11 protein-coding genes and 2 CRISPR repeat arrays (1 of these 13 cut by a window edge) are annotated in these 12,920 nt (G+C 61.8%); of the genes, 2 read left to right on the forward strand and 9 right to left on the reverse strand.

The window, feature by feature from the left end; all coding sequences use genetic code 11:
* Positions 1-623: a CRISPR direct-repeat array (repeat unit 28 nt; unit sequence GGGCCATCCCCACGCGTGTGGGGACTAC); it begins 1,732 nt to the left of the window's first position.
* 58 nt (positions 624-681) lie between these two features.
* The 9 genes from cas2e to DK874_RS03850 are packed head-to-tail and all read right to left on the reverse strand — an operon-like array spanning position 682 to position 10,184.
* Positions 682-1,038: a type I-E CRISPR-associated endoribonuclease Cas2e gene (gene cas2e, locus DK874_RS03810; RefSeq protein WP_162798714.1), complete on the reverse strand. Its 357-nt coding sequence runs from the start codon at positions 1,036-1,038 to the stop codon at positions 682-684.
* Positions 1,007-1,966 carry a type I-E CRISPR-associated endonuclease Cas1e gene (gene cas1e, locus DK874_RS03815; RefSeq protein WP_114312722.1) on the reverse strand — a complete coding sequence of 320 codons (960 nt, stop codon included), beginning with the start codon at positions 1,964-1,966 and terminating at the stop codon, positions 1,007-1,009. The genes cas2e and cas1e overlap by 32 nt, the downstream gene beginning before the upstream one ends.
* An 8-nt stretch (positions 1,967-1,974) precedes the next feature.
* Complete coding sequence (gene cas6e / locus DK874_RS03820; RefSeq protein ID WP_114312723.1) at positions 1,975-2,592, reverse strand: type I-E CRISPR-associated protein Cas6/Cse3/CasE; 618 nt, start codon at positions 2,590-2,592, stop codon at positions 1,975-1,977.
* Positions 2,582-3,256, reverse strand: coding sequence for a type I-E CRISPR-associated protein Cas5/CasD (cas5e, locus tag DK874_RS03825; RefSeq protein WP_114312724.1), 675 nt, complete (start codon positions 3,254-3,256; stop codon positions 2,582-2,584). The genes cas6e and cas5e overlap by 11 nt, the downstream gene beginning before the upstream one ends.
* A 1-nt stretch (position 3,257) precedes the next feature.
* On the reverse strand, positions 3,258-4,382 hold the full coding sequence (cas7e, locus tag DK874_RS03830; RefSeq protein ID WP_114312725.1) for a type I-E CRISPR-associated protein Cas7/Cse4/CasC: 1,125 nt from the start codon (positions 4,380-4,382) through the stop codon (positions 3,258-3,260).
* Between the two features lie 20 nt (positions 4,383-4,402).
* On the reverse strand, positions 4,403-4,918 hold the full coding sequence (casB, locus tag DK874_RS03835) for a type I-E CRISPR-associated protein Cse2/CasB (protein WP_114312726.1): 516 nt from the start codon (positions 4,916-4,918) through the stop codon (positions 4,403-4,405).
* Entirely contained in the window at positions 4,915-6,372 is a 1,458-nt protein-coding gene (gene casA, locus DK874_RS03840; RefSeq protein ID WP_114312727.1) for a type I-E CRISPR-associated protein Cse1/CasA, read from the reverse strand. Before casA ends, casB begins: the two co-directional genes overlap by 4 nt.
* Before the next feature lie 53 nt (positions 6,373-6,425).
* Complete coding sequence (gene cas3, locus DK874_RS03845) at positions 6,426-9,209, reverse strand: CRISPR-associated helicase Cas3' (RefSeq protein ID WP_114312728.1); 2,784 nt, start codon at positions 9,207-9,209, stop codon at positions 6,426-6,428.
* A gap of 9 nt (positions 9,210-9,218) precedes the next feature.
* Positions 9,219-10,184, reverse strand: a complete 966-nt coding sequence (locus DK874_RS03850) for a helix-turn-helix transcriptional regulator (protein ID WP_114312729.1) — start codon at positions 10,182-10,184, stop codon at positions 9,219-9,221.
* 213 nt (positions 10,185-10,397) lie between these two features.
* Positions 10,398-10,731: a CRISPR direct-repeat array (repeat unit 28 nt; unit sequence GTAGTCCCCACGCACGTGGGGATGGCCC).
* A gap of 18 nt (positions 10,732-10,749) precedes the next feature.
* On the opposite strand from DK874_RS03850, the gene guaA reads away from it, so the two are divergent.
* Positions 10,750-12,261: a glutamine-hydrolyzing GMP synthase gene (gene guaA, locus DK874_RS03855; protein ID WP_114312730.1), complete on the forward strand. Its 1,512-nt coding sequence runs from the start codon at positions 10,750-10,752 to the stop codon at positions 12,259-12,261.
* A complete protein-coding gene (locus tag DK874_RS03860) occupies positions 12,261-12,824 on the forward strand; it encodes a Uma2 family endonuclease (RefSeq protein WP_114312731.1) in 564 nt (187 codons plus the stop codon). Before guaA ends, DK874_RS03860 begins: the two co-directional genes overlap by 1 nt.
* Positions 12,825-12,920 lie beyond the last annotated feature (96 nt).

Consider the following 12,920-nt stretch of genomic DNA (forward strand, 5'->3'; position numbering starts at 1 on the left):
GTGGGGACTACTGAAGCATGACTCTAAAGAAGCTCGGCAAAATCGGGCCATCCCCACGCGTGTGGGGACTACAAAGCTTTGGTCTTTCAGCAGGGCCGCGTAAACCGGGCCATCCCCACGCGTGTGGGGACTACGCCCAGCGCTACAGGACCGACCCCTGGACCATCGGGCCATCCCCACGCGTGTGGGGACTACGCGGGCTCATCTCTCCCGATGCGGCACAGCAAGCGGGCCATCCCCACGCGTGTGGGGACTACTAGAGGACGGCGTGGAGGTGGACATAGACGCGCGGGCCATCCCCACGCGTGTGGGGACTACGCCAAGACTCGGGAAGACTATCAAGACTCTTCGGGCCATCCCCACGCGTGTGGGGACTACGAACTACACCGGTGTTCGCGGCTACGTGGTTATGGGCCATCCCCACGCGTGTGGGGACTACGCTCGCGCAGGCCACGGAGAGCGTCCGCTACGCGGGCCATCCCCACGCGTGTGGGGACTACGGAAGGCCGAGCTCTTGATAAAGTACGCGAGCTAGGGCCATCCCCACGCGTGTGGGGACTACACCTTCACTTCCAACGGGAACGGGATGGGGTACGGGCCATCCCCACGCGTGTGGGGACTACACATGACCCAGACGGCAAAAACCCTGCTTGACCCCCCTCTAAGGGTCTGTAAAAAGAGTCAATCCAGGGATTGGTTGTCAAGCTCCCTCTGTGCTCGCCTTGCTAAGCGCTTAAGCTTCTCTGCCTTGCGCACAGCCTCGGCGTTGCGCACAGCTACCAGCATTATACCGTCAAAATTGCGTAGGATGCGGTCTTGATAACCGTGAAGTCGCAGGGAAAAACCCTGCTCATTATTGGTGCGCCAGGCCATGGCACACCGGCCTTCTCCCGCCTTCTCCACCACCTTTTCCCAAAGGAGATCGCGCACTGTGGCGCTGACTCGACCGACAAAGACCCCTGTGTCCAACTCCAAGAACCAGCGGGTTAGTTCGCCCCGCAAACTCCTAGGGACCTTCTCCAGGATCAGGACCACCATAGGCCACCCCGCCTTCCACCTCCCCCTCGAGGTCCCAAAGCCCCCCAGGCCGGGTGGGGTCGTCCTCCTCCGCCTCCTCCTCCGGTAGACCTAAGCCAGAAAAGAGCCAGAGGAGGTCTTCCACCACCCGCTCCAAAAGACGTGACCCGAGAATCTGGTCCCGAAGCTTTTGCCGAACCCGCCTTTCTACCTCCAAATCGCTTTCGGCCACGGTCAAAAAGGCGGCGGGTACCAGCACCTCGGTCTTGTAAAGGTCAGCAACATCGTAGACAAAGGAAAGGAGCTTTCCCGTGTGGATAAAGCCTAGGGCCGGACTAAAGCCGCTGGAGACGATGGCAGCATGAGCAAGGCCGTAGAGATAAGCAGCCCCCGCAGACAAGGCCCGGTTCACGGGATCGGAAGCGGCCCAGTTTCCTCGGTCATAGGACCGCCCCTGCCAGGGCACACCCGTTTCCCGGCTCCAGTGGGCGTAAGCCGCTCTAACCCGAACCCCCTCGAGGCCCCTTACCTGCTCCAAGGTAAGGTCAGGGGGAAGAGGTTCTTGGAAACGCCTTTGGTACAACCGGAAGACCACCTTAAGGTGAAGGGCAGGGTCAGCCCAGGCCTTGGCCTGAATCTGGAGCCGGCGGGAGCTTCTGGTGTCTCCTAGGCCTTGGGCGTAGAATCTAGCAAAACCCTCTCCCACCCACGCCACGGTGCACCCATTGCCGGCTAGGGCCCGAATGGCCGCATGGGTGATGCGGGTTCCTGGCCCCAGGAAGAGCACCCCCAAGGCTGCCACCGGTACCAAAGTGAGCCCCTCCTGGTCATAAATGCCGATCCCTTGAGCCTCTTGCTCAATGAAGGCGTGCTCCACATAGAGGTAGGAAAGGCCATCGCGGAACTTCGGGAGCTCTTTCAGATTGCGCGCACTGGGTACCGGTGGCATACCTTTGCCTAAGGATGCAGGGAAAGGAGGCCAAGCCCCAGGGCCTTTCCGGGACCAATACCCCGCTTCAAGGTTTCTATGGCCTTGGCAGGGTCCACCACCTCGAGGGTTCCTTCAAACAGGACAGCCTGGACTTGAATGATGTGGCCTGCCTTTCGTACTTCCAAAAAGGTGTCCTGGCGAATGGTAGCCCGATACTGGCCCGCTTCCTTCCCTAGGTGAAACCCTCCATCCTCGAGTTTCCGAGCCAACCAGGCCAGCTTTTCCTCCTGGGTTTTGAGGGCCACCCGCTCTCCCCTATCCCGGGCCCGCTTGCTGGGATTAGCCCGCAGGCGAAAGCGAAGGATCTGACCCTCCCAAAGCGCCGGTTGGAAGAGCTTGGGTGGATACACCTCGGCGTAGCCCTTCTCCAGGGCATCCCAGTCCGGCAGGGTTAGGGTCTGGACCAGGACCACCGGAGACTCCGTGCCCCGGGTGGGCTCTAGACGCCAAAGTAGCCTTTCGCTTCCCTCCTTTAAGGCCTGGGATACTGCCCGGGACAGGGTGCGGTGCATCTCATAGGGACTTGCCAGGTCCCTCCGGACAGCCTTGGAGCGCAAGTCAAGCTTTAACTTGCTAATCCACATGGTTGTCTCCAAAGGAATCCTCCCCGATCACCTGGATATGGTCCTGAGAAAGAACCTCCTCTCGGACGTAGCGGGCTCCAAAGCGCCGTTTGGCAAAGGGCGCTATGGGCTGGTCGTAGACCAGGCGCCCATCCGGCGCCTCGAGGACCAGAAGGAGATCTTCCCTGGGTTTCTCGCGCAGGAGATAGGGGTAGCTCCGCAAGGCCACTTCCAGGGGTTCTTCCCGCAGGCCATCTTTCAGGTAGATGGGAGGACTGGGCACATAACCCTTCCGGCCCAGGTACAGCACATAGCGGGGATTTGAAAGGGCCTGGTGGGCCGCCTGGAGAAGGGAAGCGGGGCCCTCGAGGCCTACCAGAAAGGCGGCATCGGAAAGGTAATGGCGCCAACTTTGCACGTTGACCTTCGCTTTAAGGCTAGCGGCGATGATCTCCCGAGCCGTCTGGTAGTCCACCCGCAGCACTCCCTTCCGGTCCACCCGCACCCCCATGCGCAAGGCCGCCAGGTCGGAGATATCCTCCTCCCGGTCACGGCCGAGGGCTGCCGCCAAAAGGCCCAGGACCCCGCTTTTGGTGGGGTAAGGCCAGGTGTCCCGGTGGTCAAAGCGGCTCCGGGTACCCCAGGACTGCATGGGGCCTTGAAGCCGCAAAAGGAGCGTGGGCATGTTAACCTCCCAGGGCCAGCAACTCCCTAAGGGCCTTCTCCACTTCCTGCTTCAAGGACTCCAGCCCATCCACCAGGGGAATGCCCTTCACCTCCGTTTCGGTGAGGTTAACAGCGCCCTTCCGTTCCTTTTCCAACGAGCCGTAGGCACGGTCGAACTTATCCCACTCCCGCACCAGGGCCTCCACGGAAAGGGCAGAAAGAGACTTGCCATCCTGAGGCCAGAGGGGCCGCTCAAAGGCGGTGGCCAAGTTGCGGGGGAGGCCCTCCCCGGCCCTGCAAGCCAGGAAGAGGGGCGGGTTATAGGCAGCAAAGCTATTTTGTTTGCCCGAAGGTAGGGTTAAAGCGAAGGCCTCGAGGAACGCCAGGGCTCCCTTTATGGACAAATCCACATCCCCCTGAAGGTTGGTCACCAACTGGTCCAGGTTCACCACCGCATACCGGTACATGGTGGCGGAGTAAAACTCCACATCCCCCATCATCCCCGCCCCAGTGTCCTCCTTGGGATTCAGGTCGTCCACGGCGGTGTAAAAGTCAAACTCCCGGTCCACCTTGTGGGTGGAAAGGGCGTGGGCCACCTGAGCCGCTGCATCCACTCCTAGCTCAGGGCGATCCGCCAGCATGCGGCCAAAAAGGGCCAGGTCCACAGCCTTGCCACCGTCCAGGATCCTTTCCAAAGATCTTTTGAGCTCCGGATCCACCTCTGCGCTCTTTTTACCCTTAGCCGGCCCGGCGTTCAGCTTCTCCAGGTTATCCCGGATCAACCCCGCCAGCCGGGTAAGCTCGCGGTTTCCCAGGAAGAGCAAGTATTCCGTTCTTCCCTCCTTGAACCCAAAACCCAGGGTGTTGAGCGCATTTTCCACCGCCAGGCGGGCCTGCTCCTGGGGAATATCCGAAAGCTTCTCCAAAAGGGCATCCAGCAGACGCCGGGTGCGTACGGCCCTTTCCTCCGCTGAAAGCAAGGGCCAGTCCCTAAAGGCCACCCGCACCGCGCGCTTCTGAGCCTGGCTGGAGATTCGGGCCCGCCGGTATCCGCCAAACAAGGCATCCTTTGGGCTTCCCGTATCGTCCCGGTTCAGGTTGCTGGGGGCCACCGTCTGAATAACGTGCACTTCCAAAAGCTTCATGCCACCACCTCCTTATCCCTTTACGAGCCTTGGCCTTCCGCCAAAGCTTCCTTTCTCACCTCTTCGGCACCGTAAAACTCCCTGGCCCAGCGGGCCTGTACTCTTCTTCTGGGGTCAAACCAACGAAGTAGGTCCTCGAGGAGTTGGGCAAAGTCCAAAGCTCCCTCCACCAGCCCCACCGCCTGCCTAAGACGGTGGGCGATCTGGTCCCGATCCGCATCCAGTAGGGCCAGGAAACGCTTCTCCTGGCTGTCGGACTGCCGGGCCTGCTTGGCCTCCCAAAGAGCCCGGGCCAAGGTGCGTCCCTCCCGGTGCTCCCCGTCCTTCAAGGCAAAGAGCCCCGCCACCAGGTAATAAGCCTCCCGCCGCCACCCATCATCCCCTGTCTTTTGGAGGAAGGGTTCCACATAGGGCATGGCCGGAGGATACCCCCCAGGATCAAAGGCCAGGCTCCGCCTTAAGACAGCCCTCGCCCGCGTCCATTCCCGGTGCGACCTTAGAGCTTCTAACCACTCCAAAAATCCCTTCCCGCTCACCCCTTCACCTCCTTTTCCCTGAGTTCAGCTACCACACCACGGAAAGCCCGCTCTGACTCCGCCAGTGCCCTGAGGTGCCTGGCCTCCGTGCCCACAAACCGGCGGGTCTCTTCCCAGGCGCGTTGCGCAGCCTTCAGGATGCGGTTCCGCCAAAGGTCCAGAATCCCTTCTTGGTGCAGACGGCTGAGGAAGTCCGTAAAATCCAGATCCAGCTGCGCCCAGTAGAGGGAAAGGAGGGGTAAGGAGTTGGCGAAGTTTTGCAACTCGGAAGCGTCCCGGGACCCCAACACTCCCTGAGCCACCCGCCACGCCACGCCCCTAAGGCCCTTGGCGGCGTCCTCAGCCAGCTGGAGGGCTCTTTGGAGCAAAAGCTCTCCCTTGGGGGTGACCAGGCCCTTGGGGATGGGGTAAACCTCCCGTCGAATGTCCAGTATCTTGGCCTGGTCCGAAACCTGACCCAAAACCCGGAGGGTGAAGGCCGCACCCTCCTCCTCCAGTTCGCCCGCATGCCGCAAGACCGCTGGCCAGGCGCCACCTGCAGCAGGAAGCATCGCCCCGAAATCCCGCCAGAAACTCCTTTCCATGCTCAAGCGCAAAGGAAAGATGGCTCCCCTATTGTCTTTCCGGTAAGCCACCATGGGATCCCGCCAAGCCACCTCCTGGGGTTCCACTCCTGGGCCATAGCCCATCCACCTTACCCCCTGGCCCTCGTCCACCAGAAGCACACCCCGGCTGGGCCAGACGTACACTACGCCCACCCCACTCAAAGGCCATCGGATGGCGTACCCCTTTACGTCTTGGGTCCTTAGGGGTTTCCGCTCCCAAATGGGAACGCCGGGATCCTCCTGGGGTACCAGGTTCAACACCAGGGTTTGGAACAGGTCCGTCCCCATGGCCAAAAAAGCTGCCGGGCGGGCTAGAGGAGCATCCTTGGCCGAGGTGACCCCAAGCCTTCGTAAGAGGCCCCCGGGAGCAAAGGCCTGGTGCACCAACAAGGCCCGGGCTACCTCGGGATAGGAAGCCAGGGGAGGGTCTTTGTCAACGGTGTGATCAAAGAGGGTGGGATTATTGCCATTGGCCAACTGGGGAAGGAGCTTGCTCCAGGGAAGGAGATCCTCCTGAGGAAGGTCGGGAATCTGCAAAAAGGGGGTGGCCTCGTGGAAAAGGTAGAAGCGATCCCGATACCGTTCCAGGTACCCCTCGATGCTCTCCCGGTCAAACTCCCCTCTTTCCCAAAGCGCTAGGGCTTCATATTTATCCCTTACAGGAGGCAAGGCCCGGTAGAGCACCGCCAGGAGCAGGCGGTGCAAGGCAGCCTCCTCCAGGGGGAACGGGGTCTCAATGCGGGTGATGGTGTGGGCGTTGACCAGGGCCTCCCTTATACCCACCTCCTCAACCCTTCCGTTCCGCAGCACTGGAATCCAAGGTTCCTCTATAAGGTTGAACTTGGCCACCGCTGCACCTCCTTTCTCAAGATAGGACCGGATTCCGACATCCCCTGTCGGATTTAAACAGGGAGGTACACCACCCCGAGCTCAGGGTCCAGGTCCACCCTCACCCTCATCTGCTCCGTAGCGAAGACTCGCCCTATCTCCAGGGCCCTAAGCCCGCGAAGCAGTCCGGTCTTCGTCCAAGCCGAAGGGGGGTTTTCCCGCAACAGTTCCTGGGGAATAGGAAACCTGGACAGCCGTACCACTCGGCTCCAAAGGGCCACCACGTCCTCCTTCCCAAGGCTTCCCTTTAACTTGGCTGGGAACCGGCCTTCGGTATCCAAAAACCACCCCTCTCCCCTCCGGTAAAGGGGTACCACGGACACGGAGGGTTCCCCCAGGCGGGTGAGGAAGCGCTGGGTATGGGGGTCTTCCTCTTCGTCATCCAGCCGGAAATCGGAGGCCAGGGCTGCGGCATCCATTTGGTTAAGGAGTCTATCCAGTTCGGCCAGGGAAAGGTTCTCCGCCACTCTAGTGTCCTTTTCCAGACGCCTTTTCAGATTTTGGTGGCTCTTCCTTGCCCTATCCCGCAAACCCTCTGGAAAGCTCTCTGGATCACGTTCGTAGACCTCCTCCAAGAGTTCCTCGAGGTCCAGGGGAAGCCTCAACGCTTCCCTACCCTGGAGGGCAAGCCAGGTGGATAGGAGCACATAGTCCTCGTAAACCCTGTTCCAGTGAAGCCCCTGGCCAAACTCGGGCTCATCCTTAAGGCCGCCCACAAGAAGCACCGGGGTCCGATGGCCTTCCGGCCGCTTGCGAGGATGCCGATGCAGCCGGCCCGCCCTTTGGAAGAGAAGATCCATGGGCGCCAGGTCCGAGTAAAGAAGGTCAAAGTCCAAGTCCAGGCTCTGCTCCGCCACCTGGGTGGCCACCAAAATGGCCCTTTCCGGACGGGGTCCATGCTTTCCGAAAAGGGCCAGGGTTACCGCCTCCCTCAAAGCCCGCTCCTCAGCGGGAAAACGGGCGTGGAGGAGGAAAACCAAGGTCCCATCGGGCAGGCGCTTGCCCACCACCCAAGGCCCCTTCTCCTCCCGGCTTTCCCAAAGGCCAGGCCAAGCGCCTTGGGTGGGCCCGGGCCCAAAGGAGTCAAGAAGCCCATCCAGGGTTATCCGTTCCCCATCGCCCAAGGCTTGGTAAAGGGCTTGCGCCCGGTCCACCGTATTCACAATCGCCCCCAGGGCGCCAGGAAGCCGGGCCTTTAGGGCTTCAGCCAACTGGGCCACATCCGGGGAAGCCCCTTGTAGGTGCAGGGTTTTCTCCTCGAGGGGCACATGGCGGGCACCCAGCAACCCATCCCCGGAAAAGGCGGCCACCCGGGGATAGGGGGGCAGTTCCACTCCTGCCACCCCCCAGGCGGAGAGCAGTTCCTCTCGCTTCCTCTTGGGCAAGGTGGCCGTCATCAGGATCACGCTGGAGCCCAGGGCCCTGAGCCAGAGCAGCAAAGCCCTAAGTAGACCCGAGGTATAGGTATCGTAGGCGTGCACCTCGTCTAGCACCACCACCCGGTTCATCAAGCCCCAAAGCCGGATGAAGTGGTGCTTGACCTTAAGAACGCCGAGAAGCGCCTGGTCCAAGGTTCCCACCCCGTGCCCCGCCAGCATGGCCCGCTTCTTGGCGGAAAACCACGCGGAAGCAGCCACCCCTCCCGTGGCTTCGCTCGGGTTCCGTTCCGCCTCGAGGTCGTAGACCTCCACAGGCCTGGCCCGCTCCAGGAGCTCGGCGTACTGAGGATTCAAGAGGGCTGTGCCATGCTGGAGTTGGAGCTCCCACCGCTCCCCTTCCGAAAGTCGCTCCAGAAACTCCTTGATCCTGGTGAACAGTCCGTTGGCCGTGGCCTGGGTGGGTAGGGCCACGTAAAGGCCCCGGTGGTCCAAGCGTTCCCGAAGGAGGTGGGAAGCGTAAAGGGCGGCCTCAGTCTTTCCCAAACCCATAGGGGCCTCCACCAAGAGCAGAACCGGTTCCCTGGGGGCGCCTTGCAAAAGCTCGGGAACGCTAGCCTGAAGGGGGTTGGGCTTGAAGGGAAAGAGTTCCTCAAAGGTCTTAACCCCCCTTGGGCTGACCCTGGGCCAGGGGAGGTCCTCGAGGGCCTTGCGGCCCAGCGCCAGGGCCTCCTGCCAGTACCCTTCCCTTTCCGGATCCCGGCCATAGGGGAAAAACCGGGGATCGGAAGCAATCCAGTCGGCGAAGGAGGCTAGGGCCATGACCCGCAGAATCGCAGGGGCCGCCGCATCCTCCACCGGGAGCGCCAAGGGAAAATCCAGCCCCAAAGACTGGGCCAGCCTCTGGGCCAAATGGTTTCTAACCTCTTTCCACTCCGAAGTCTCGGACTTCACGTGAAGGCGGGCAGTCTTGAGTTCTTCTCCCTGCGCCAGGAAGCCATGGTGGGCCCCTAAGCCCTTGGCCAGCGGATCCGCCAAGCGTAAGGGGAACCCTTGCCCTTTCAAGAAGTCCTTTACATACAGCTCGGTAAAGACCCCATGGGCAACCCACACCTCCCGAGCTAGCTTTTGGTCCCAGGTGAGGCCGGAATCCCAGACCTGCCTGGCTCCTTCCTCCCATGCTGCCTGGAAAACGGGGCTTGCCTTGCCAAGATCGTGAAGCCCCGCTAGGAAGGCTAGCCAGCGCAGGGCCTCCTCTTCCTCCAACCCCCAGTCCTCAGCGTAAAGCTTCCGGGTTCGGTCAGGCTCTCTCTCCAAGATGGCCCAGGCCACCGCTGCCGTGTCCAGCATGTGGGCGAGCAGGGGGTGAAACGGGTCCCCGCTTTTTGCCCAAAGCCTTAGAGCAACCGCCTGCACATTCACCTTTCCACCCTATCCCTTCGTCCCGACAGCCTCTGTCGCCTTGGCCAAAACCTGGCGGGCCTCTGCCAACCAAAGGCTACGGAGCTCAGGAGGAGCCAGCACCTCCACCCTGGGTCCAAAGCTTTGAATCCAGGAAAGCACCTCCCAGGGTACCCCACCCTTGAAAGGAACCGCCCTGAGACGGCACAAAAGGCTCCCATCGGGAAGCTCTTCCTCCAGCGTGAGACCAGGGTAATCCCCCTCGAGGACCCGCCAAGCTGCCTCCGGAGCGAAGCGGAGGCGGATTTCCACGGTTTCGTCCCGAGCCCCTACCACCCCCCAAGCCTGGCGAAAGTAGGCGTTCGGATCAAAATCCTGAGGGAGCTCATAGGTCTCCTCCAAAAGACGGACCTTGCGCATGCGGGAAAGCTTGAAGGTGAGTATTTGACCGTGGTAGGTGCGCTCATACCCGATGGCATAGAGACCCAGGTTGGTACGGTTGGCCTCGAGGAAATAGACCAGAACTTCCTTTGGGCGCCAGTTCTTGCTTCCACCTGACCGGTACTCAAAGGCCAGGACCCGGCGCTCCAGAAGGGCCCTGGCCACCATCTCCAAGGTGCGGGAGTCCCCCTGCCTCTCCTTCAGATTGCCAGTACTCTTAAGCAGCAATCCCCGCAAGGGTTCAGGCAACATCTTGGCCAGCTTCTCCAGCGCCCTTTCATATTGCCGGGTGGGGGCCTGATGATAGAGGAGCCGACCAGCGGCGAAAAGGGCTAGGGCCTCTATGGGCTGGAGGGCCACGGGTACATCTGCAATGCGATAAAGCCCTCGGCCCACACGCTCCACGGGGAAACCGTATTGGGAAAGGGCCTCGAGGTCTCGTTCAATAGTCCTCTCGCTCACCCGGTAATACTCAGCGAGTTCCCTTACCCGGTAGCTTCTCAACTTCAAACGGTCCACCATGGAAAGGAGCCTTTCCGCCTTTGGTATTTCCATCTTGGAGGTATTATACTTGGCAGGCTTTGGTATACTGAAGCCGTTGGGTGGGTCCTAGAACCCGCACCAAGCCCTAGCCTATGCCAGGGAGAGGATCTTGACAATCTAAGCCTCCCAAGGGCCAACCGATTGGGTTTTGTTCCACCTTTTTGACTGAGTTTTTCATATGACTTAGCGGGGGGTCATGGGGGGTTTTTGCTGTCTGGGTCATGTGTAGTCCCCACGCACGTGGGGATGGCCCGATCTCCCCCTTTACGTAGATGCTCCTGCCCTGTAGTCCCCACGCACGTGGGGATGGCCCTCCGGGCCACCCCCCTATCCCCGTAACCATCCCGTAGTCCCCACGCACGTGGGGATGGCCCGAGGCCGTCGTCCGAGAAGTGGCTCGTGTTTTAAGTAGTCCCCACGCACGTGGGGATGGCCCAGTGCTGGCGTTCCACATCGGGGAGCTCATCGTGTAGTCCCCACGCACGTGGGGATGGCCCGGCGTCCTTGGCCCTCCGGGTTACTTCCGTGTGCGTAGTCCCCACGCACGTGGGGATGGCTCCACTTGTAAACTTACCCTATGGTCCTGGTCCTGGACTTCGGCTCCCAGTACACCCGCCTCATCGCCAGAAGGCTTCGCGAGCTTAGGGCCTTCTCCTTGATCCTGCCAGGGACGGCAGGCCTCGAGGAAATCCTTCAGCACAAGCCCCAGGCCCTCATTCTCTCCGGGGGACCTAAAAGCGTCTTTGACCCCGATGCCCCCCGGCCTGACCCCAGGGTCCTGAACCTGGGCCTCCCCACCTTGGGCATCTGCTACGGGATGCAGCTTCTGGCCCAGGAGCTTGGGGGAAAGGTGGAGCGGGCTGGCCGAGCGGAGTACGGCAAGGCCCTCCTTACCCGCTACCAAGGCCCCCTCTTCAAGGGCCTGGAAGGCGAAGTCCAGGTCTGGATGAGCCACCAAGATGCCGTCACCGAACTCCCCCCTGGGTGGCGGGTGGTGGCGGAAACCGAGGAAAACCCCGTGGCGGCCATAGAGGGTCCGGATGGCAAAACCTTCGCCGTGCAGTTTCACCCGGAGGTGGCCCACACCCCTAAGGGGATGCAGATCCTGGAGAATTTCCTGGAGATTGCCGGGGTGTCCCGGGACTGGACCCCAGAGCACGTCCTGGAAAGCCTGGTCCAGGAGGTGCGCTCCCAGGTGGGCAAGGACCGGGTGCTCCTTGCCGTTTCCGGCGGGGTAGACTCCAGCACCCTGGCCCTCCTTCTGGCCAAGGCGGGGGTGGACCATCTGGCGGTCTTCGTGGACCACGGCCTCTTGCGCCTCGGCGAAAGGGAGGAGGTGGAGGGGGCCTTAAGGGCCCTTGGGGTGAACCTCCGGATAGTGGACGCCAGGGAACGCTTCCTTAAGGCCTTAAGGGGGGTAGAAGACCCCGAGGAAAAGCGCCGGATCATTGGGCGGGAGTTCGTGGAGGTCTTCTCCCAGGTGGCCCGGGAAGAGGGCCCCTTTCGCTTTTTGGCCCAAGGAACCCTCTACCCCGATGTCATCGAGTCCGCAGGAGGCCATGGGGCCGCCAAGATCAAAAGCCACCACAACGTGGGGGGCCTCCCCGAGGACCTAAAGTTTGAGCTCCTGGAGCCCTTCCGCCTCCTCTTCAAGGATGAGGTGCGGGAGCTGGCCCTGCTCCTTGGCCTGCCCGACCCCATCCGCCTGCGCCACCCCTTCCCGGGGCCGGGCCTGGCGGTGCGCATCCTGGGAGAGGTCACGGAGGAGAAACTGGATATTCTCCGGCGGGCCGACGATATCTTCATAAGCCTTCTCAGGGAATGGGGGCTCTATTCCCAGGTGGCCCAGGCCCTGGCGGTCCTCACCCCCGTGCGGAGCGTGGGGGTGGCGGGGGATGAGCGGCGGTACGGCTACGTCCTGGCCTTAAGGGCCGTGACCACCGAGGACTTCATGACCGCCGACTGGGCCAGGCTCCCCCTGGACTTCCTGGACGAGGTGGCCAGGCGCATCCCCCGCCGGGTGCCGGAGATCGGCCGGGTGGTCTACGACCTCACCTCCAAACCCCCAGCCACCATAGAATGGGAGTGATGGGAGAAGCGGCCAAGGCCTTGAGGCCCCTTTCCCTGGAAGAGTACCTGGAAAGGGAGGCCCGGTCCCCAACCAAACACGAGCTGGTGGAAGGCCTGCCCTATGCCATGGCGGGGGCTAGCCGGGCCCATGCCCTTCTGGTCACCAACCTGGCCCTGGTCCTGGGTCCCTTGGCCCGCCAGCGCGGCTGCCGCCTTTACGTGACGGACACGAAGCTCAAGGTGGGGGAAAGCACCGTCTACTACCCAGATCTCATGGTGGTCTGCGCTCCTCCGCCCGCGAACCCCTACTACGAAGAGGACCCTTGTTTGGTGGTGGAGGTGCCCTCGCCCAGCACCGAGGCCATAGACCGCCGGGAAAAACTTTGGCGCTACCTTTCCCTACCCTCCTTACAGGGGTATATCCTGGTCCACACCCAAGAAAGGCGGGTTGAACTCTACCGGCGTGAGGGGGAACAGATCCTTTACCAGGCCACCACGGAGGGGGAGCTACCCCTGCCCTGCCTCGAGGGGAACCTCCCGCTGGCAGAAGCCTACGCTGGGGTGGACCTGGAAGCCCCCTGATGCCACCCCTCTTTGTGCAAACCCAGGCGGGAACCACGACGGGGCCCCTGCAGGATAGGAACCCCAGGTGGGGTTGCCCTATGGAAACCCTGGGGC

Source organism: Thermus caldifontis, from assembly GCF_003336745.1.
GTDB lineage: Bacteria > Deinococcota > Deinococci > Deinococcales > Thermaceae > Thermus > Thermus caldifontis.